Source organism: Delftia sp. (assembly GCF_059499305.1).
Map to the genome: position 1 here is coordinate 100795 of NZ_JCABYI010000002.1, position 19647 is coordinate 120441.

General features: G+C 63.9%; 18 protein-coding genes and 1 tRNA gene. 11 read left to right on the plus strand and 8 right to left on the minus strand.

What is annotated here, in order from left to right; all coding sequences use genetic code 11:
* Positions 1 to 21: 21 nt before the first annotated feature.
* From AC5I49_RS01420 to AC5I49_RS01450, 7 genes are all read right to left on the minus strand, one after another.
* Positions 22 to 435 carry an ExbD/TolR family protein gene (locus tag AC5I49_RS01420; protein ID WP_016448324.1) on the minus strand — a complete coding sequence of 138 codons (414 nt, stop codon included), beginning with the start codon at positions 433 to 435 and terminating at the stop codon, positions 22 to 24.
* A gap of 3 nt (positions 436 to 438) precedes the next feature.
* Positions 439 to 1161: a MotA/TolQ/ExbB proton channel family protein gene (locus AC5I49_RS01425; protein WP_016448323.1), complete on the minus strand. Its 723-nt coding sequence runs from the start codon at positions 1159 to 1161 to the stop codon at positions 439 to 441.
* A gap of 15 nt (positions 1162 to 1176) precedes the next feature.
* Positions 1177 to 1881, minus strand: coding sequence for an energy transducer TonB (locus AC5I49_RS01430; RefSeq protein WP_016448322.1), 705 nt, complete (start codon positions 1879 to 1881; stop codon positions 1177 to 1179).
* Positions 1882 to 1982: 101 nt separating this feature from the next.
* The gene (locus tag AC5I49_RS01435) at positions 1983 to 2255 is read right to left on the minus strand and encodes a (2Fe-2S)-binding protein (RefSeq protein ID WP_495788726.1); all 273 of its coding nucleotides are present in this window, start codon (positions 2253 to 2255) and stop codon (positions 1983 to 1985) included.
* A 106-nt stretch (positions 2256 to 2361) separates the two neighbouring features.
* Entirely contained in the window at positions 2362 to 3489 is a 1128-nt protein-coding gene (locus AC5I49_RS01440) for an alpha-hydroxy acid oxidase (RefSeq protein ID WP_495788727.1), read from the minus strand.
* A gap of 101 nt (positions 3490 to 3590) precedes the next feature.
* Complete coding sequence (locus AC5I49_RS01445; protein ID WP_012206418.1) at positions 3591 to 3890, minus strand: SWIB/MDM2 domain-containing protein; 300 nt, start codon at positions 3888 to 3890, stop codon at positions 3591 to 3593.
* Positions 3891 to 4106: 216 nt separating this feature from the next.
* Positions 4107 to 5057, minus strand: a complete 951-nt coding sequence (locus AC5I49_RS01450) for a DMT family transporter (protein ID WP_026062532.1) — start codon at positions 5055 to 5057, stop codon at positions 4107 to 4109.
* 362 nt (positions 5058 to 5419) lie between these two features.
* On the opposite strand from AC5I49_RS01450, the gene aceA reads away from it, so the two are divergent.
* The 10 genes from aceA to AC5I49_RS01500 all read left to right on the plus strand — a co-directional run bounded on the left by aceA (position 5420) and on the right by AC5I49_RS01500 (position 15367).
* Positions 5420 to 6751, plus strand: coding sequence for an isocitrate lyase (gene aceA / locus AC5I49_RS01455; protein WP_016448318.1), 1332 nt, complete (start codon positions 5420 to 5422; stop codon positions 6749 to 6751).
* 301 nt (positions 6752 to 7052) lie between these two features.
* A complete protein-coding gene (thrS, locus tag AC5I49_RS01460; protein ID WP_016448317.1) occupies positions 7053 to 8984 on the plus strand; it encodes a threonine--tRNA ligase in 1932 nt (643 codons plus the stop codon).
* A gap of 81 nt (positions 8985 to 9065) precedes the next feature.
* On the plus strand, positions 9066 to 9686 hold the full coding sequence (gene infC, locus AC5I49_RS01465; protein ID WP_074923479.1) for a translation initiation factor IF-3: 621 nt from the start codon (positions 9066 to 9068) through the stop codon (positions 9684 to 9686).
* A 203-nt stretch (positions 9687 to 9889) separates the two neighbouring features.
* A complete protein-coding gene (gene rpmI, locus AC5I49_RS01470) occupies positions 9890 to 10093 on the plus strand; it encodes a 50S ribosomal protein L35 (protein WP_046240115.1) in 204 nt (67 codons plus the stop codon).
* A gap of 26 nt (positions 10094 to 10119) precedes the next feature.
* Positions 10120 to 10479: a 50S ribosomal protein L20 gene (gene rplT / locus AC5I49_RS01475; RefSeq protein WP_012206412.1), complete on the plus strand. Its 360-nt coding sequence runs from the start codon at positions 10120 to 10122 to the stop codon at positions 10477 to 10479.
* Positions 10480 to 10589: 110 nt separating this feature from the next.
* A complete protein-coding gene (pheS, locus tag AC5I49_RS01480) occupies positions 10590 to 11642 on the plus strand; it encodes a phenylalanine--tRNA ligase subunit alpha (RefSeq protein ID WP_012206411.1) in 1053 nt (350 codons plus the stop codon).
* A gap of 212 nt (positions 11643 to 11854) precedes the next feature.
* Positions 11855 to 14302 carry a phenylalanine--tRNA ligase subunit beta gene (pheT, locus tag AC5I49_RS01485; protein WP_017406031.1) on the plus strand — a complete coding sequence of 816 codons (2448 nt, stop codon included), beginning with the start codon at positions 11855 to 11857 and terminating at the stop codon, positions 14300 to 14302.
* 33 nt (positions 14303 to 14335) lie between these two features.
* Positions 14336 to 14668, plus strand: coding sequence for an integration host factor subunit alpha (locus AC5I49_RS01490; protein ID WP_016448314.1), 333 nt, complete (start codon positions 14336 to 14338; stop codon positions 14666 to 14668).
* A gap of 181 nt (positions 14669 to 14849) precedes the next feature.
* Positions 14850 to 15260 carry a MerR family transcriptional regulator gene (locus AC5I49_RS01495; protein WP_016453295.1) on the plus strand — a complete coding sequence of 137 codons (411 nt, stop codon included), beginning with the start codon at positions 14850 to 14852 and terminating at the stop codon, positions 15258 to 15260.
* Positions 15261 to 15290: 30 nt separating this feature from the next.
* A tRNA-Pro gene (locus AC5I49_RS01500) sits at positions 15291 to 15367 on the plus strand.
* A gap of 100 nt (positions 15368 to 15467) precedes the next feature.
* Here AC5I49_RS01500 and AC5I49_RS01505 read toward each other — a convergent pair.
* Positions 15468 to 16466: a LysR substrate-binding domain-containing protein gene (locus AC5I49_RS01505; RefSeq protein WP_392458603.1), complete on the minus strand. Its 999-nt coding sequence runs from the start codon at positions 16464 to 16466 to the stop codon at positions 15468 to 15470.
* A gap of 53 nt (positions 16467 to 16519) precedes the next feature.
* Here AC5I49_RS01505 and ydiJ point away from each other — a divergent pair, with 53 nt between their 5' ends.
* On the plus strand, positions 16520 to 19579 hold the full coding sequence (gene ydiJ / locus AC5I49_RS01510; RefSeq protein ID WP_495788728.1) for a D-2-hydroxyglutarate dehydrogenase YdiJ: 3060 nt from the start codon (positions 16520 to 16522) through the stop codon (positions 19577 to 19579).
* Positions 19580 to 19647: the final 68 nt, after the last annotated feature.

The window sequence follows — 19647 nt, forward strand, 5'->3', positions numbered from 1 at the left end:
AACGAATGCCGCTCTCGCGGCCTACTTGACGGGGTCCGTCACAAAGCCGATCTTGCGCACGCCAGCACGCTGGGCGGCGGCCATGGCCTGGGCAACACGCTCGTAGCGCACTTCCTTGTCGCCCTGGATGTGCAGGTCGGGTTGCGGCTCCTTGGCTGCCTCGGCCTTGAGGTTTTCCTCGAACTGCGTATCGCTCACGGCCACGCCATTCCAGTGGTACTGGCCATCAGCGGACACGGCCAGGCGCACGGTGGCGGGCTTGACGTCTTCGGGCTGGTTGGTGGCGCGGGGCAGGTCCACGTTCACCGAATGCTTCATCACCGGCACGGTGATGATGAAGATGATCAGAAGCACCAGCATGACGTCGACCAGCGGCGTCATGTTGATCTCGTTCATCACCTCTTCGCCGTCATCATCCATTGTTCCGAATGCCATGGCTTACGCGCCTTTCTTCAGCGGCAGCACATTGCCGGCTTCCTTGCCGTCGATGGACACACGGGCGCCGGTCACGAAGTAGGCGTGCATGTCGTGGGCAAAGCTGTTGAGTGCGTTGAGGATGGACTTGTTGCCGCGCACCACGGCGTTGTAGCCGAGCACGGCCGGAATGGCCACGGCCAGACCCAGGGCCGTCATGATCAGCGCCTCGCCGATGGGGCCTGCCACCTTGTCGATGGAGGACTGGCCCGACAGGCCGATGGCGACCAGTGCGTGGTAGATGCCCCAGACGGTGCCGAACAGGCCGATGAAGGGAGCTGTAGAGCCCACGGAGGCCAGAATGGCCAGGCCCGATTGCAGGCGGGCCGTGAACTCGCTGATGCCGTTGCGCATGCAGCGGGTCACCCAGTCGCTGATGTCAAGCGTGTCGTGCAGGTGGGCGCTGGTCTTGCGGTGGTGGGCAGTGGCTTCGCGGCCTTCGAGCACCAGGTAGCGGAAGGGGTTGGACCGGTCATTGCCGAGCTTTTCCAGGCCGCTGGCCAGGTCGGGGCTGTGCCAGAAGTCCTGGGCGTTGCGGGCGTACTTCTTGAACTTCACGATGTCCAGGGCCTTGATGATCATCACCAGCCAAGAGGCCACCGACATGGCCAGCAGGATGACGGCGACGGCACGGGTGACGAAGTCTCCCTGCGTCCAGACGTGGGCAATGCCGAATTGGGAATCCATGGATACTCCTGAGAATCAATTGAGGGTGAATTTGACCGGGACCGTAACCCACATGGGGGTTGGCGTGCCGTTGCTCTTGCCGGGGACGAACTTCCAGTTCTTGACGCCGTCCACGGCCTGCTGGTCCAGACGGTCGTAGCCGCTGGATTTGCTGACCTCGATCTTCTGAGGCAGGCCTTGCGCATCCACGAAGATGCGCAGCATCACGGTTCCCTGCTCGCCCATGCGCCGGCTGATGGCAGGGTAGTTGGGCGCCGGGTTGTTCAGGTAGGCGGCATTGTTGGATGGCAGCTCGATCTTGGGCGGTGCCGGAGGGGCAGGAGGCGCGGGCGGGGCAGGTGGGGCGGGCGGTGCCGGGGGGGCCGGCGGCGCCTCCACCACGGGCTTGGGCTCGTCTTCCAGCGTGCCTCGCGGCGCCGCAGGTGCCGGCTTGGGATCGGCAATGGCCTTGGGCAGAGGCGGCGCCTTCTTCACGACCGGCTGTGGCTTGGGGGGGGGCGGTGGCGGCGGAGGTGGCTTGGGGGCCTCGGGCTCGGGCGCGGGTGGCGAAATGAATTCCGCGATCACCTGGGCTGGCACGATGACCTCTTCGGGGGCGCGCTGGAGCAGGCCATGCTGCATCGCCCAGAGGGTTGCTGCATGCAAGACCACGACCGAACCCGCGATGGCCACGTTACGGCCAAGGCCCCCGGGGGGGCCAAAACGATCAGACTGGGACATAGAGACAGAAGGAGCTGACAGCGGATAGGTGCCGGGTGCTGTCGCTCGGAAGACGGAGTATCAGCTGCGCAGGATCCACCAGGTGCATGTAACGACGAGGATCAGGCTGCCGACAAGTGCTGAGAGGAGGACCATGCTTTGCTCTCCAGGATATTGTTGGCAAGCTGGACGGTCTGGGCCGTGATCTCGTTGTGTATGGCCGCCACGGGCTGGGTTGCGCAGCATTGCGCCACCACATCCCGGGCACAACTCTCGCACCGGCCGCACTGCATGGCGATACCCAATTCGAATTGGATTTCGTCAAAGCTCATGCCAGCGTGAGCGTGGCGTGCGATCTCACGGTCGGAAACCCGGCGACATACACAGACGATCATGGCTACAGGCAGTAATGGCTGGCTATTGATGAGATGAAAAATTATAAATGAGAATTCATCGCATTTGCAATTCTTGGTTGTCTGTAGGGCTGTATGGCCTTGCGCTTTACTCGGTATCCAGTAGCTCCACAGTGGCCTGCGCGAGGGTTGCACAGCCTGTCAGGGCCATGGCGACCTCCAGTTCGTCGCGCAGCAGCCTCAGTACGTGGGCCACGCCAGCGGCACCTGCATTGGCCAGACCCCAGATTATCGGGCGGCCTATCAGCACAGCCGTTGCACCGAGAGCGATGGCCTTGAGCACATCGGTGCCTCGCCGTATGCCGCCGTCGGCGAGCACAGGGAGCGCATGGCCCGAGTTGCGCAAGGCCTTGGTGACGCGCGCCAGTGCGGTGGCCGTTGCGGGAACGGTATCCAGCGTGCGTCCCCCGTGGTTGGAAACAATGATGCCTGCCACGCCCGATCTCGCCGCCTGCAGCGCGTCAGCCGGATGCAGCACCCCCTTGAGCAGCACTGGCAGGCGTGTCTGCTGCTGCAGCCAGGCAACGTCATCCCAGGTGGGCGCATGCTGCAGCAGGCCGTCGAACAGTGCGCTCTGGTCCGGTGCGAGCCGGACGGCCGGAGATGGAGCCAGGCCCTGCAGATTGACGGCAGAAATGCCGGCGGGAAGGCTAAAGCGCGCGCGGCGTTCACGGTCCCTTACGCCGCTGGCGGGGGCGTCCACCGTCAGCACCAGTGCTTCGTAGCCTGCCGCCTCGGCCCGTTCGATCAATTGCCTGGTAAAGCCCCGGTCGTGCTGCAGGTACAGCTGGAACCATAGCGGCCCGCGGGTCGGCGTGAGCTGTGCGGCCTTCGCCACAGTCTCCAGCGGCAGGCTGGCCTGGGTGCTGAGCACCATGCCCGCGCCCAGCGCCGCAGCCGCATAGGCTGTTGCAAGCTCTGCGTCGGCATGCGCCATTTGCTGGAAGGCCATGGGGGCGACCAGCAGGGGGCAGGCCAGCTCTCGCCCCAGCAGTTGCAGCCGTGTGTTTCCCCCTGCAAGAGGCCTGAGTACGCGTGGCCACAACGTGAGCGCATCCCAGGCGCTGCGGTTGGCGGCAAGGCTGTGCTCATCGGCCGCGCCGCCCGAGAAGTAGGCCCAGGCGTTGTCGTCCAACCGCTGCCGCGCCTGGATCTCGTGGTCGGCCAGATTGATGATGCCGTCGGGAACGGCTTGCAGTGCGGGCACTTGGCTCATGGCATTGGAGGGGGGCGATGGCGCATTGCCGGTGGCAGACATCCGGAAAAAAGAAAAGCCGGCCCATGGGCCGGCTTTCATCCGTGGGGCAGGCCCGGGGATTACTTGACGTGCTTGCCGATCAGGCCAGCCATCTCGAACATCGAGACTTGGGGCTTGCCGAACACTTCCTTGAGCTTGGCATCAGCGTTGATCATGCGCTTGTTGGCAGCGTCTTGCAGCTTGTTGGCCTTGATGTAGACCCACAGCTTGCTGATGATCTCGGTGCGGGGCAGGGGGGTGGAACCCACCACGGCAGCCAGAGCGGGGCTGGGGGTGAGGGGTTTCATGAAGGCGGCGTTGGGAGTGCGCTTCTTTGCGGGAGCTGCCGGAGCAGCCGTTGCCTTCTTTGCAGTTGCCATGTTGCTTGTTCCTAGTATGGAGTGGATTCTTTACCAGCGAAAAACCGTCGCTATCCACTGGCAGGCTGATGCTAATGGGAAAAAAACGGTCTTCCAAGCTCACCCGTCAAATTTTTGCCTCGATTTGTTGCTGTGGCGCTGTTTTTTGAAGAGTTTTTGCATTCCTGCTCCCTTTCGGGGGCCGCCATGGCTGGAGGGCCGTCGGAGTCAGCGCTCTCAGAGGAGGCGGGCCTCGCTTGTGGAAGAAGGTTCCGAAGAGAGTTTTCGGGCGGGCCAGGTAGCCACAAAAATGCCCAGCAGGGCGATCGCGAAGGCCAGTGCCTGCATGGATGTGACCCGTTCGCCCAGCACGCACATGCCGACCAAGGCGGCGCTGATCGGCAGCAAAACCGTGAAAGTGCCCGCCTGCGAGGCTGGCACGCTGCGCAGGCCCGTCATCCACAGCCATACGGTCCACACGCAGGCAGCCAGGGCGTAGAACAGCAGCAGTCCCCAGATGCTCCATTGCACGCTGCCGAAGTCGAAGTGCCAGGCCAGATACAGCCCGAAGGGAGTTGACAGCGCAAATCCCCAGAGGTTGACGATGGATGTGATGCGTTTGGGCCCCAGGGATGTGGTCAGGCGCTTGCCGATCACGGCGTAAAACGCCTCGCAAAGCACGGCGCCGACGAGCAGCATCTGCCCCAGCCATGCCTGCGACGAGGTCGAAGAGGCTGCCGCGGTGCCCGCGTCGGGGCGCGACAGTGCATACAAGCCTATGCCGGTCACAGCCAGTGCAATGGCCAGCCAGGTGCGCGCGGCCACGCGCTCGCGCAGGAACAGCCAGCTCATCAAGGCCACGGCGGCCGGAATGGCGGCCATGGTCACGCCTGCCGTGACGGCGCTGGTCAGGCTGACGCCGGTAACCATGCAGATGGTGAAGAGGAAGTTGCCGAACAGCGACTCCAGGAACAGCAGTCCTTGTGTGCGGCGCGGCAAGGGAGCCTCGTCAGCCGGCTTGCGCAGCCATCGCAGCATGGCGATGGCTCCTATGCCAAAGCGCAGCCAGGCCAGCAACAGCACCGGAAAAATGGCGGCCAAGGGCTTGGATAGGGCGACATAGCTGCCGACCAGGGACATGCTCAGCGCCAGGCAGGCATAGGCAGATCTGCGATGGGAGGTGTTCACGGCTTGTGGAGTTTGGGGCGGCGGTGGCGCTGCCTGAACGCGCGATGGTACCTGCGAGCACGGCAGGCACCCGTGACATACCTGTGTCGCGAATGCTTGCCATGCTGTGGCAATTTTTCACTGCATGGAATCTTCTTTTTGCATTGTGAAAAATTGGATTGCTGCGTTGCGCCATTTTTTCTCAATACGAGAAATGCAATTTCATATTGAAAAATATGAAAATAAGCTGTTGATTTTTATGAAGAAAAATTTAGTCTTGTATAAGACACAAGATGTTGATCGGGTCTTCTATAAGACTTAAATTTGATCCCAAGGCCGACGCAAGAAAGCCGCTTGTTTCAACAACCTCCCAGGAGAGCAACATGCCCCAATCCCTGACCCAGCAACTGAGCCGCGAACAACAGATTTCCGCCCTTGAGAAAGACTGGGCGCAGAACCCCCGTTGGAAGGGTGTCAAGCGTGGCTACAGCGCCGCTGACGTGGTGCGTCTTCGCGGCAGCCTGCAGCCTGAATACACTCTGGCCCAGCGCGGCGCGGAACTGCTCTGGGACAGGATCAACGGCGGTGCCAAGAAAGGCTACGTGAATGCCTTTGGCGCCATCTCTGCGGGCCAGGCCATGCAGCAGGCCAAGGCCGGCCTGGAAGCGGTGTACCTGTCGGGCTGGCAGGTGGCTGCCGACGGCAACACCAGCGAAACCATGTACCCCGACCAGTCGCTGTACGCCTATGACTCGGTGCCCACCATGGTGCGCCGCATCAACAACACCTTCAAGCGCGCCGACGAAATCCAGTGGAGCCGTGGCATCAACCCCGGCGACAAGGAATTCATCGACTACTTCCTGCCCATCGTGGCGGATGCCGAAGCCGGCTTCGGCGGCGTGCTCAACGCGTTCGAGCTGATGAAGAACATGATTGCCGCTGGCGCGGCAGGCGTGCACTTCGAGGACCAGTTGGCCGCCGTGAAGAAGTGCGGCCACATGGGTGGCAAGGTGCTGGTGCCTACCCAGGAAGCCGTCGAGAAGCTGATCTCCGCGCGCTTTGCCGCCGACGTGATGGGCGTGCCCACCATCGTGCTGGCCCGTACCGATGCTGAAGCCGCCAACCTGATCACCTCGGACCATGACGCCAACGACAAGCCGTTCCTGACCGGCGAGCGCACGCAGGAAGGCTTCTACCGGGTCAGGAACGGCATGGAGCAATCCATCAGCCGCGGCGTGGCCTACGCACCCTATGCAGACCTGGTGTGGTGCGAAACCGGCGTGCCTGACATCGGCTTTGCCCGCGAGTTCGCCCAGGCCGTGCATGGTGCCTGCCCAGGCAAGCTGCTGAGCTACAACTGCTCGCCGTCGTTCAACTGGAAGAAGAACCTCAACGACAGCCAGATTGCCTCCTTCCAGGAAGAGCTGTCTGCGTTGGGCTACAAGTTCCAATTCATCACGCTGGCCGGCATTCACATCAACTGGTTCAACACCTTCAAGTTTGCCCACGCCTACGCCAACGGCGAAGGCATGAAGCACTACGTGAACATGGTGCAGGAGCCCGAATTCGCAGCCCGCGAACAAGGCTACACCTTCGTGTCTCACCAGCAGGAAGTGGGCGCAGGCTACTTCGACGACGTGACCACGGTGATCCAGGGTGGCTCGTCCAGCGTCAAGGCACTGACCGGCTCCACGGAAGAGGAGCAATTCCACTGAAGCGCGGCTTCGGTGAGTGCAACTTCAGGTAGATAGGGGTGAAAAAGCGTCCGGGGCCTTGTGCTTCGGGCGCTTTTTCTTTGCTGGGGTTAAAATGCAAGGAGTTTTCAACTGACAAGGGCGAGAAAGGCATCATGGTTATGACACCGCGAACTACATCGGAGATGTACACCGGCCGCTAGCGGCTGGCGGTTCGCGCCTGCACGAGATTCACTCGACCCCAACAAAGCGCGGACCAGGCTCCGCGCTTTTTTGCTTTTGGGGGATGGCGCACCCCCTGAGAAATATTTTTAGGAATCCCATGATCCACATTACGCTTCCCGATGGTTCGCAACGCGAGTATCCCGGTCCGGTCACCGTGGCCGAAGTGGCTGCATCGATAGGCACGGGCCTTGCCAAGGCTGCACTGGCTGGCAAGGTTGGCACGGGCGACGACGCCAAGGTGGTGGACACCAGCTTTGTGATCGACAAGGACATGCCCCTGTCCATCGTGACGGCCAAGGATGCAGATGGCCTGGACGTGATCCGTCATTCGACGGCCCACTTGCTGGCCTACGCCGTCAAGGATCTGTTTCCTGACGCCCAGGTCACCATCGGCCCCGTCATCGAGAATGGCTTCTACTACGACTTCTCGTACAAGCGTCCTTTCACGCCCGAGGACCTGGTCGCCATCGAAAAACGCATGGCCGAGCTGGCTGCCAAGGACGAGCCCGTGGTGCGCCGCGTGCTGCCGCGCGACGAGGCCGTGGCCTACTTCAAGGGCATGGGCGAGAACTACAAGGCCGAGATCATCGCCAGCATCCCCTCGAACGAGGATGTGAGCCTGTACCGCGAAGGCGGTTTCGAGGATCTGTGCCGCGGCCCGCACGTGCCGAGCACCGGCAAGCTCAAGTTCTTCAAGCTGATGAAGGTGGCTGGCGCCTACTGGCGCGGTGACCATCGCAACGAGATGCTGCAGCGCGTGTACGGCACGGCCTGGGCTACCAAGGACGACCTGCAGCAGTACCTGCACATGCTGGAGGAGGCCGAAAAGCGCGACCACCGCAAGCTGGGTCGTGAACTGGATCTGTTCCACATCGACGAGCATTCGCCAGGCACCGTGTTCTGGCATCCGAAGGGTTGGGCTTTGTGGCAAGAGGTCGAGCAGTACATGCGCCGCGTGTACCGCGACAACGGCTACCAGGAGGTCAAGGGTCCGCAGATCCTGGACAAGACCCTGTGGGAGAAGACCGGCCACTGGGACAAGTACCGCGAGAACATGTTCACGACCGAGTCGGAAAAGCGCGACTATGCGCTCAAGCCGATGAACTGCCCCGGCCACATCCTGATCTTCAAGCAGGGCATCAAGAGCTACCGCGACCTGCCGCTGCGCTACGGCGAGTTCGGCCAGTGCCACCGCAACGAGCCCACGGGCGGTCTGCACGGCATCATGCGCGTGCGCGGCTTCACGCAGGATGACGGCCACGTCTTCTGCACCGAAGACCAGATCCAGCCCGAGGTGCTGGCTTTCACCACGCTGCTGCAAAAGGTCTACGCGGACTTCGGTTTCAGCGACATCATCTACAAGGTCGCCACGCGCCCCGAGGCGCGCATCGGCTCCGATGAAAGCTGGGACAAGGCGGAGGCCGCGCTGATCAACAGCCTGGAGGCTTCGGGCTGCGAGTACGTGATCTCGCCCGGCGATGGCGCGTTCTACGGTCCCAAGATCGAGTACACGCTCAAGGACGCCATCGGTCGCCAGTGGCAGTGCGGCACCATCCAGGTCGACTTCTCCATGCCCGAGCGCCTGGATGCGGAATACGTGGGTGAAGACGGCGATCGCCATCGCCCCGTGATGCTGCACCGTGCCATCGTCGGCAGCCTGGAGCGTTTCATCGGCATCCTCATCGAGCAGCATGCCGGTGCCATGCCGACATGGCTGGCTCCTGTGCAGGCGGCCGTGCTCAATATCACTGACGCGCAGGCGGACTATGTGCGGGAAGTCGCGCAAAAGCTGCAAAAAGCATTTCCGAATCAAGGCCTTAGGGTGGCGACAGATCTGCGCAACGAAAAGATTACGTATAAAATACGGGAGCATTCGTTGCAAAAGCTGCCTTACATCCTTGTTGCAGGCGACAAGGAGAAGGCCGCTGGCGCAGTGGCAGTGCGCGCACGGGGCAACAAGGACCTCGGAGTGATGTCGGTCGACGCGTTCATTGAACTCGTGGCCAAGGACATCGCGGCGAAGGCCTGACGGAGCATCTCCAAAGGCGTTAGCCGTTTGGCGTGTACTGCACACAAGCGGCTACGCTGTTGTAGCAACTTAAATCCAAGGGTGAGAACCATAGCTACTGAATTTCGTGATCGGCGCCACCGTGAAGAGCGCAAGCATCGTCTCAACCGTGAAATCATGGCGCCTGAAGTGCGTCTGTCCGGCCCGGAGAACGAGCCGCTGGGCATCGTGCCTCTGCAGGAAGCGCTGCGCATGGCGGGCGAGTTGGACGTGGACCTGGTGGAAATCGCCGCCACGGCCACTCCGCCTGTCTGCCGGTTGATGGACTATGGCAAGTTCAAGTACCTTGAACAGAAGAAGGCTGCCGAAGCCAAGGCCAAGCAGACCGTCATTGAAATCAAGGAAGTGAAATTCCGCCCTGGTACCGACGACGGCGACTACAACATCAAGCTGCGCAACATCCGCCGATTCCTGGCCGATGGTGACAAGTGCAAGATCACGCTGCGTTTCCGCGGCCGTGAAATCACGCACCAGCAGATCGGTCTGGACCTGCTGAACCGTCTGCGTGACGATCTGGCGGACTCCATCCAGGTGGAGCAGTTCCCCAAGCTCGAAGGCCGCCAGATGGTGATGATGATCGCCCCTGCGCGCAAGAAGCCCACCACCGGTGGCAAACCGCAAGCAGAGGTTTCTGCTGCACCTGCGGTGGCTGATAAGGCATAATCGCGGTTTCGCCCTTCGCTGAGGGGCGACAGAATTTGCAGGCCTTGCGCGAGTCGATTGCGCGGGGCGTGCGATGCAAGGGACATGGTATCCATGTCCCTTGTTCTTGCCGGCCTTCGGGCTGGCACAGAAGTGTCTCGGGGCCAGCAAGTGCGCGCAGTGTTGCGAGCCGCCTCACGAGCACAAACAACAGGAGCATTCAAATGCCCAAAATGAAGACCAAGAGCAGCGCGAAGAAGCGTTTTCGCGTTCGTCCCGGTGGCACCGTCAAGCGCGGTCAAGCCTTCAAGCGTCACATCTTGACCAAGAAGACCACCAAGAACAAGCGTCACCTGCGTGGTGCAGTGGCTGTGCATGAGACCAACATGGGCTCGATCGCACAGATGCTGCCGATGGCTGGCCTGTAATTCACTGACGAACAAGGAGAAAACACATGCCTCGCGTCAAACGTGGTGTAACGGCCCGCGCCCGTCACAAAAAAGTTCTGGCCCTTTCCAAGGGTTTCCGCGGCCGCCGCGGCAATGTCTTCCGCATCGCCAAGCAGGCGGTGATGAAGGCTGGGCAATATGCCTACCGTGACCGCCGTGCCAAGAAGCGCGTGTTCCGCCGTCTGTGGATCGCCCGTATCAACGCCGCTGCACGTGAACTGGGCCTGACCTACAGCCAGTTCGCCAACGGCCTGAAGAAGGCAGCCATCGAGATCGACCGCAAGATGCTGGCCGATATCGCGGTGCACGACAAGGCTGCTTTCAGCAGCATCGTTGATCAAGTCAAGGCCAAGCTGGCTGCTTGAGATAACGGTCTGTGGCCATCCTCGTGATGGCTTGCAGCGCAAACAGCAAGGGCTAGGGCTTGAAAAGGCTGCTAGCCCTTGTTTCTTTTCACAGTCGATAAAGAGTCGATATGAACGAGTTGGATTCTCTGGTCGAGAGCGCGCAGCAGCTGTTCGCGCAGGCACAAACCCCCGCTGATCTGGAAAACGCCAAGGCGCAGTTTCTGGGCAAGTCGGGCAAGGTGACCGAGCTCATGAAGGGCATGGCGCAGCTTTCCGTCGAAGAGAAGAAGTCGCGCGGAGCCGCCATCAACGTGGCCAAGCAAGGCATCGAGGCCGCGCTGACCGCGCGCCGCAAGGCCCTGGCCGATGCCGAACTGCAGGCCCACCTGAAGGCCGAGGTGCTGGATGTGACCTTGCCAGGCCGTCGCCGTGGCCAGGGCGGCCTGCACCCCGTGTCGCTGACGCTGGAGCGCATCGAGGGCATCTTCGGCTCCATGGGCTTCGATGTGGCCGAGGGCCCCGAGATCGAGTCCGACTGGTTCAACTTCACGGCGCTGAACACGCCCGAAGACCATCCCGCCCGTTCCATGCACGATACCTTCTACGTGGAAGGCGGCACGGAGCAGGCCCCCAATCTGCTGCGCACGCACACCAGCCCCATGCAGGTGCGCCATGCCGTGCAGCACGTCAAGAAATACCGTGAGCGGCTGGACGCCGGCCAGGGCATGCCCGAGATCCGCGTGATCGCGCCGGGTCGCACCTACCGCGTGGACAGCGATGCCACGCACTCGCCCATGTTCCACCAGTGCGAAGGCCTGTGGATCGGCGAGAACGTCAGCTTCAAGGATCTGAAGGTGGTCTTCACCGACTTCTGCAAGACCTTCTTCGAGAGCGATGACCTGGTGCTGCGCTTCCGTCCCAGCTTCTTCCCCTTCACCGAGCCCAGCGCCGAGATCGATATCCAGTTCCAGAGCGGCCCGCTGGCCGGCCGCTGGCTGGAGGTGGCCGGCTCCGGCCAGGTGCACCCCAACGTGGTGCGCAACATGGGGCTGGACCCCGAGAAGTACATCGGCTTTGCCTTTGGCATGGGTCCTGACCGCCTGACCATGCTGCGCTATGGCGTCAACGATCTGCGTCTGTTTTTTGACGGCGATATCCGCTTCCTGTCGCAATTCCGTTAGAAATGGATCGCCCCCTGAGGCGCTGCGCGCCATCCCCCTGGGAGGGGGACGACGCCCTCGCCGCGAGGCGGCTCTTGCTCGGCGTCTCCGGCCTGAACCACGCCAGTCGCATGGTCAGGCTGTTCGGGGGCTTGGAATGAGAGTCGTCAATACGTTCATGGGGTCCGCCAGCGCCGCGGCGCGCGGACCGAACCAACGCCAAAGAGTCTGATATGCAATTTCCCGAATCCTGGCTGCGCGAGTTCTGCAATCCGCCGCTGACCACCCAAGAGCTGGCCGACACCCTGACCATGGCCGGCCTGGAGGTGGAGGAGCTGGAGCCCGTGGCACCGCCGTTCACCAAGATTGTCGTCGGCGAGATCAAGGCTGCCGAGCAGCATCCCAATGCCGATCGCCTGCGCGTGTGCCAGGTCGATGTGGGCGGGCCCGAGCTGCTGACCATCGTCTGCGGCGCGCCCAACGCGCGCGTGGGCATCCGCGTGCCCTGCGCCACGGTGGGCGCCGAGTTGCCGCCCGGTGAAGACGGCAAGCCCTTCCTCATCAAGATCGGCAAGCTGCGCGGCGTGGAGAGCTTCGGCATGCTGTGCTCGGCACGCGAACTCAAGCTGTCCGAGGACCATGGCGGCCTGATGGAGCTGCCGCTGGACGCGCCCCTGGGCCAGAACATCCGCGAATACCTGAACCTGGATGACACCCTGTTCACGCTCAAGCTCACGCCCAACCTGGCGCATTGCCTGAGCGTCTATGGCGTGGCGCGCGAAGTGGCTGCGCTGACCGGTGCGCCGCTCAAGCCCCAGTCGTTCACGCCTGCTGCGGTGGGTGTGCAGGACAGGCTGGCCGTGAAGATCGAGGCGCCCGACCTGTGCGGCCGCTTCTCGGGCCGCGTGGTGCGCAACGTCAACACCCAGGCGAAGACGCCGCAGTGGATGGTCGATCGTCTGGCGCGCTGCGGCCAGCGCAGCGTGGCGCCGCTGGTGGACATCTCCAACTATGTGATGTTCGAGCTGGGCCGCCCCTCCCACATCTTTGACCTGGACAAGATCCACGGCGGCCTGCAGGTGCGCTGGGGCAAGGAAGGCGAGCAGCTCAAGCTGCTCAACGGCAATACCGTCACCGTGGATGGCCAGGTGGGCGTGATCGCCGATGAGCGCGAAGTCGAATCGCTGGCCGGCATCATGGGCGGCGACGCCACGGCCGTGTCCGACGACACGCGCCACATCTACATCGAGGCGGCCTTCTGGTGGCCCAAGTCGATTGCCGGCCGTTCGCGCCGCTACAACTTCTCCACCGATGCGGGCCACCGCTTCGAGCGCGGCGTCGATCCCGAACTGACGGTCGAGCACATCGAGCGCATCACGGAACTGGTGCTGCAGATCTGCGGCACGCCCGAGACCGTCTGCGGCCCCATCGACGACCAGAAGTCCAACATGCCCCAGCCCAAGCCCGTCACGCTGCGCGTGGCGCGTGCGGCCAAGGTCATCGGCATGCCGCTCACGCAGCAGCAGTGCCACGATGCGCTGGCCGGCCTGGGCCTGCCGGTGGAGCAGGGCGATGGCGTGCTCACCGTCACGCCGCCCAGCTTCCGCTTCGACATCAACATCGAGGAAGATCTGATCGAGGAAGTGGCGCGCATGGTGGGTTACGAGAACCTGCCCACGAGCAAGCCGCTGGCGCCCATTGCGCCCAAGCTGCGCGCCGAGAACCGCCGCAGCCAGTTCGCCGTTCGCCGCGCGCTGGCCGATCTGGGCTACCAGGAAACCATCAACTTCAGCTTTGTGGAAGCCGCGTGGGAGAAGGATCTGGCCGGCAACGCCAATCCCATCCAGCTGCTCAACCCCATCGCAAGCCAGCTCAGCGTGATGCGCTCCAGCCTCATCGGCTCGCTCATGCAGGTGCTCAAGTTCAATGCCGACCGCAAGGCCGAGCGCGTGCGCGTGTTCGAGCTGGGCCGTGTCTTCCTCAAGGATGACAGCGTTGTTGACAGCGACACCACGGTCAAGGGCTTCTACCAGCCCATGCGCGTGGCGGGCCTGGCCTGGGGAGCTGCCGAGCAGCTGCAATGGGCTCGTGGCGAGACCAAGGTCGACTTCTACGACGTCAAGGGCGATGTCGAGGCGCTGCTGGCGCCGCGCAAGCCCGTGTTCGAGCCGGCCGAGCATCCGGCCATGCACCCGGGCCGCTGCGCACGCGTGCTGCTCGATGGCCAGTCCATCGGCTTCATCGGCGAGCTGCATCCCCAGTGGCGCCAGCAATGGGATCTGGCCCAGGCGCCCGTGCTGTTCGAGCTGGAGCTCGATGCCGTGCTGGCGCGCGAGGTGCCGGTGTTCAAGCCCGTGGCCAAGCACCAGGCCGTGGAGCGCGACATTGCCGTGGTCGTGAACGAAAAGACCACGCATGCCCAGCTGATGCAGGCGGTGGAAGCTGCCCAGACCGGCGGCTTGCTGCGCTCTGCCGTGCTGTTCGATGTGTTCCGTCCCAAGGCGCTCAAGGCCGGCGAGACAGCGGCACCGGGCGCGCTGGCGCAGGACGAAAAGAGCCTGGCCGTGCGCCTGACGCTGGGCCATGACGACAGCTCGCTGACGGATGTGCAGATCGAGCAGGCCGTGCAGGCCGTGCTCGAGCAGCTGCAGCAGCGTCTGGGTGCGCGCCTGCGCGCATGATGGAGGGTGCATGCCGTGAAAGGAGATCCTGTGATGGAACTGGCGGTGGAAAGTCTTGATTCGCCTGCGCTGACCAAGGCGCAGCTGGCGGATCTGCTGTTCGACGAGATCGGCCTGAACAAGCGCGAATCCAAGGAAATGGTGGATGCGTTCTTCGAGCTGGTCTCGCAAAGCCTGGTGTCGGGCGAGGATGTGAAGCTGTCGGGCTTCGGCAACTTCCAGATCCGCACCAAGGCGCCGCGTCCGGGGCGCAATCCGCGCACGGGCGAGGCCATTCCGATCGAGGCGCGCCGCGTCGTGACCTTCCATGCGAGCAGCAAGCTCAAGGAGCAGATCCAGGAAGGCACATCGGGCTCCCAGGCCTGAGGAAAACCGGCCCGGGCCTGCATGGCCAGCTGTCGCCAGCCTGTCTGCCTCGCGGTGGATGGGCTGTTTTTACGACAGGGTGCTGGCTTGCAGGCGAGCTGTGCAGTAGGCTCGGCCTTCTTCCCGGATCAGCGTCCGCGCACCAGCGGCATTGCACATCCTGACTTCATCCACATTTGCCATGGCTTCACTTCTGCCCCAGATTCCCGCCAAGCGCTACTTCACCATCGGTGAGGTCGCGGATCTGTGCGACGTCAAGCCGCATGTGCTGCGCTACTGGGAGCAGGAGTTCACGCAGCTGCGCCCCATGAAGCGGCGCGGCAACCGCCGCTACTACCAGCACCATGAAGTGCTGATGATCCGGCGCATCCGTGAGCTGCTCTACGAGCAGGGCTTCACCATCAATGGCGCGCGCAACCGCCTGCGTGAGGCCTCGGGGTCTGCCGTGGTTCCCGCGCTGCAGGCCGGTGTCGCGGTGTCGGCGCCGGCTGCCGCGCCGCTGCTCGGTGGCGATGCCGCGGCCAGCGTTCCGCTGGAGCCGGAGGCCGTGCGCGAGGAGCTTTTGCAGATTCGTGCGCTGCTTTCTATTTGAGAGCAAAAAGCTGTATATAATTGAATTCTTCGGCGTGTAGCGCAGCCTGGTAGCGCACTTGCATGGGGTGCAAGGGGTCGCGAGTTCGAATCCCGCCACGCCGACCATAAATGAATACGGACCACAGCTTCTGGCTGTGGTCCGTTTTTCTTTGTGCCATCGCCAACCGCTACCAACCGCTGAAGGGGAGCGGCCGTTGCGCGGGAATCAACCCTGGGCGCAGGTCTCAAGCAGCCATTGCCGGAAGGCTGCCAGCGCCGGCAGTGTCGCGTTCCTCTCGGGATAGACCAGGTAGTAGCTGCGCTGGCTGGGGATGGCGTCTCCCACCACGTGCAGCTCACCGCGCGCCATCTCCTCTTCCACCAGTACCCGTGGCACCAGGCCCACGCCCATGCCTGCCAGCACGGCCTGTATCAGGTGCGAGGTCAGTTCGAAGCTCGGTCCTATCCGCATCTGCCGGTGATCGAGCCGATAGTGCGTGAACCACTCGCTCCAGGCCTGCCGGTTGCTGGCCACCGTGAGCAGCACCTGCTGGCCCGCCCAATCCGGCGAGGCTGCTGCCTGCCCGGCCTGCTGCAGCGCCTGCGGGCTGGCCACCGCCACCAGGAACTCGTGATACAGGCGATGCGCGGTCAGCCCGGGCCAGTCTCCCGTGCCCACGGTGATGGCGGCGTCTATCTCTGCGCTGTCGAAATCGATATCGCCGATGCGCGAGTGGATGTGCATCGTCACCCCGGGCTGCGCCTGGTAGAAGCCATGCAGGTGCGGCAGCAGCCATTTGGAGCCGAAGGTGGGCAGGGTGGCCAGGTTGAGCGTGCCACCGCCGGACTGGCGTGACATGGCCTGCAGGGTGGCGCTGCGTATGCGGCCCAGCGCGGCGCCCAGGTCGATGAAGTAGCGGCGCCCCACATCAGTCAGGCGCACCGTGCGGCCCTCGCGGCGGAACAGGCTGATGCCCAGCTGCGCCTCCAGTGTCTGCACCTGCCGGCTGATGGCGCTCTGGCTGAGCGACAGCTCCTCGGCCGCTCGCGCATAGCTTTCGTGGCGCGCGGCCGCCTCGAAGACCAGCAGCAGGGACATGGAGGGCGTCAGGCGTCGGTAATTCATGAGTTTTATGCAGTGTTCGCGGCTGCAATTTTCGTTTGTTCCAGAGGATGAGTGTAGAGATACTTGCGGCCATGGTCGGCCTGAAATCGTGTATTGCATGCATGGGTTTCCTGGGCTGATCGCCAGCAACAAATCTCCCCACCTTGCCTTCCATGTCGATTGCCCCACTGCCCCACGCCAGCGCCCCCGTGCCTGCCCAATACCTTGAGTTTCTTGAAGCGTTGAAGGCCGCCGGCTTCGAGGGCGACGTGGACACGGACCATGCCAGCCGCACCGTGCTGGCCACGGACAACTCCATCTACCAGCGCATGCCGCAGGCGGCCATCTACCCGCGTCACGCCGAGGATGTGGCCAGGGCGGCGCAGGTGCTGGCGCGGCCTGAGTTCCGCGATGTGGTGCTGACACCGCGCGGCGGCGGCACGGGCACGAACGGGCAGTCGCTCACGCATGGCGTGACCATGGACTTGTCGCGGCACATGAATGGCATCCTCGAAATCAATGCCGAGCAGCGCTGGGTGCGCGTGCAGGCCGGCGTGGTCAAGGACCAGCTCAACGCCGCGCTCAAGCCATACGGACTGTTCTTTGCGCCCGAGCTGTCCACCTCCAACCGCGCCACTATCGGCGGCATGATCAACACCGATGCCAGCGGGCAGGGCAGCTGCACCTATGGCAAGACGCGCGACCACGTGCTGGCGCTGGACTTCGTGCTGCTGGGCGGCGAGCGCCTGCACAGCGCGCCGCTGGATGCCGAGGCGCTGGAGCGCATGTGCGCCGATTCGGGGCGCATCGGCAAGGTGCACCGCACGGCGCGGCGCATCAGCGAGGACCAGGCAGAGTTGATCGAGGCCAGATTCCCCAAGCTCAACCGCTGCCTCACCGGCTATGACCTGGCCCATCTGCGCGAAGGCGACGGGCGCTTCAACCTCAACAGCGTGCTGTGCGGCGCCGAGGGCTCGCTGGGTTTCGTGGTGGAGGCGCGGCTCAACGTGCTGCCCATTCCCCGGTACTCGGTGCTGGTCAATGTGCGCTACGCGGGCTTCATGGACGCGCTGCGCGATGCGCGCGCGCTGATGGCACACCGGCCGCTGTCCATCGAGACGGTGGATTCCAAGGTGCTGCTGCTGGCCATGAAGGATTTCGTCTGGACCAGCGTGGCCGAGTACTTCCCGCAGGACGGCCAGCGCCCCACGCTGGGCATCAACCTGGTGGAATTCAGCGGCGACGATCCGCAGGAGGTCGATGGCCGCGTGCAGGCCTTCATCGCGCACCTGGGCGCGGATACCTCCGTGGAGCGGCTGGGCCATACGCTGGCGGCGGGCAATGCAGCGGTCCACCGCGTCTATGCCATGCGCAAGCGCGCCGTGGGCCTGCTGGGCAACGTGGCGGGCGAGGCGCGGCCCCAGCCCTTTGTCGAAGACACGGCCGTGCCGCCCGAGAACCTGCCCGAGTTCATTGCCGAGTTCCGCGCGCTGCTGGACAGCCACGGCCTGCAATACGGCATGTTCGGCCACGTCGATGCCGGCGTGCTGCATGTGCGCCCCATCCTGGACATGAAGAACCCCGTGGACGCCGCCCTGGTGCGCCCCATCTCCGACGCGGTGGCCGAACTCACGCAGCGCCACGGCGGCCTGCTGTGGGGCGAGCACGGCAAGGGCCTGCGCTCCGAATATGTGCCGGCCTTCTTCGGCGAGCTGTATCCCTCGCTGCAGCAGCTCAAGGCCGCCTTCGACCCGCACAACCAGCTCAACCCCGGCAAGATCGCCACGCCGCCGGCCAGCAAGACCTTGCTGCTCAAGGTGGATGGCGTCACCACGCGCGGCGAGCTGGACCGGCAGATCGACGAGCGCGTATGGCAAAGCTATGGCGCGGCCATGCACTGCAACGGCAATGGCGCCTGCTACAACTTCGACCCGGACGACGCCATGTGCCCGTCCTGGAAGGCCACGCGCCAGCGCGTGCATTCGCCCAAGGGCCGGGCCTCGCTGATGCGCGAATGGCTGCGCCTGCAGGGGCAGGCCGGCGTGAACGTGCTGGAGGTCGCGCAGCGGCCCCAGCCCTTTCTGTCCAGCCTGGCCGCGCGCTGGCGCAACAGCCGCGCGGCGCGCCGCGGCGAGGCCGATTTCTCGCACGAGGTCTATGACGCCATGGCCGGCTGCCTGGCCTGCAAGTCCTGCGCCGGGCAGTGTCCCGTCAAGGTCAACGTGCCCGAATTCCGCTCGCGCTTTCTGGAGCTCTACCACCGCCGCTACCTGCGGCCCGTGCGCGACTACCTGATCGGCTCGCTGGAATTCACCATGCCGTGGCTGGCGCGCATGCCCGCGCTCTACAACGGGGTGATGGGCTCGCCATGGATGCGCGATGTGCTCAGCCGGCGCATCGGCATGGTCGATGGCCCGCTGCTGAGCCGGCTGGACCTGGCAGCCACCTTGCGGCAATGGACGGTGCGCGCGGCCGATGCGCAGGCGCTGGCTGCGCTCACGCCCGAGCAGCGCGCGCGCAGCGTGGTGATCGTGCAGGACAGTTTTACCCGCTACTTCGAGACCGGCCAGCTGCAGGTGCTGATCGAGCTGGCGGCGCGCCTGGGGTTCCAGGTCTGGCTGGCGCCGCTGCTGCCCAATGGCAAGCCGCTGCATGTGCAGGGATTCATGGGCGCCTTTGCCAAGGCGGCCATCCGCAATGCCGCGCAGCTGGCGCAACTGGCTCAGCCCGGTGTGGCGCTGGTGGGGCTGGACCCGGCCATGACGCTGGCCTATCGGCAGGAATACCTCAAGGTGCCGGGTATGGGCGAGGTGCCCAAGGTGGCGCTGCCCCAGGAATGGCTGCAGCAGGTGCTACCCGAGGCGCGCACGAACGAGGGCAGTGCAGGCACTGCGTACCGCCTGCTGCCCCATTGCACCGAAAAGACCAACGCGCCCGACAGCGGCAAGCAGTGGGCACAGCTCTTCGAGCGACGGGGCCTGCGCCTGAGCGTGGAGGCCACGGGCTGCTGCGGCATGTCGGGCACCTACGGGCATGAGGCGCGCAACCTCGAAACCTCCAAGACGATCTATGCCCAGTCATGGGCCCGGCAGATCGAAGGCAAGCAGGAGCTGGGCGAGCCGCTGGCCACCGGTTACTCCTGCCGCAGCCAGGTCAAGCGCCTGTCCGCACGCCAGGTGCGCCATCCGCTGGAGGCCTTGCTGGACCACGTGCGCGCCACGCATCAGGGGTGAGAAGATGCGGGGGCTGATCGTCGCCATTTCAGGAATTTGCAGACATTTTTGAAAAATCTCTGCGTTTT

Excerpts from the sequence above, each read along its gene's own strand:
- AC5I49_RS01440 (WP_495788727.1), bottom strand. The coding sequence starts at position 3,489 with ATGAGCCAAGTGCCCGCACTGCAAGCCGTTCCCGACGGCATCATCAAT.
- pheS (WP_012206411.1), top strand. The coding sequence starts at position 10,590 with ATGAACGAGTTGGATTCTCTGGTCGAGAGCGCGCAGCAGCTGTTCGCG.
- AC5I49_RS01425 (WP_016448323.1), bottom strand. The coding sequence starts at position 1,161 with ATGGATTCCCAATTCGGCATTGCCCACGTCTGGACGCAGGGAGACTTC.
- ydiJ (WP_495788728.1), top strand. The coding sequence starts at position 16,520 with ATGTCGATTGCCCCACTGCCCCACGCCAGCGCCCCCGTGCCTGCCCAA.
- rpmI (WP_046240115.1), top strand. The coding sequence starts at position 9,890 with ATGCCCAAAATGAAGACCAAGAGCAGCGCGAAGAAGCGTTTTCGCGTT.
- AC5I49_RS01435 (WP_495788726.1), bottom strand. The coding sequence starts at position 2,255 with ATGATCGTCTGTGTATGTCGCCGGGTTTCCGACCGTGAGATCGCACGC.
- rplT (WP_012206412.1), top strand. The coding sequence starts at position 10,120 with ATGCCTCGCGTCAAACGTGGTGTAACGGCCCGCGCCCGTCACAAAAAA.
- aceA (WP_016448318.1), top strand. The coding sequence starts at position 5,420 with ATGCCCCAATCCCTGACCCAGCAACTGAGCCGCGAACAACAGATTTCC.
- pheT (WP_017406031.1), top strand. The coding sequence starts at position 11,855 with ATGCAATTTCCCGAATCCTGGCTGCGCGAGTTCTGCAATCCGCCGCTG.
- AC5I49_RS01430 (WP_016448322.1), bottom strand. The coding sequence starts at position 1,881 with ATGTCCCAGTCTGATCGTTTTGGCCCCCCCGGGGGCCTTGGCCGTAAC.
- AC5I49_RS01420 (WP_016448324.1), bottom strand. The coding sequence starts at position 435 with ATGGCATTCGGAACAATGGATGATGACGGCGAAGAGGTGATGAACGAG.
- thrS (WP_016448317.1), top strand. The coding sequence starts at position 7,053 with ATGATCCACATTACGCTTCCCGATGGTTCGCAACGCGAGTATCCCGGT.
- AC5I49_RS01495 (WP_016453295.1), top strand. The coding sequence starts at position 14,850 with ATGGCTTCACTTCTGCCCCAGATTCCCGCCAAGCGCTACTTCACCATC.
- AC5I49_RS01445 (WP_012206418.1), bottom strand. The coding sequence starts at position 3,890 with ATGGCAACTGCAAAGAAGGCAACGGCTGCTCCGGCAGCTCCCGCAAAG.
- AC5I49_RS01505 (WP_392458603.1), bottom strand. The coding sequence starts at position 16,466 with ATGCAATACACGATTTCAGGCCGACCATGGCCGCAAGTATCTCTACAC.
- AC5I49_RS01490 (WP_016448314.1), top strand. The coding sequence starts at position 14,336 with ATGGAACTGGCGGTGGAAAGTCTTGATTCGCCTGCGCTGACCAAGGCG.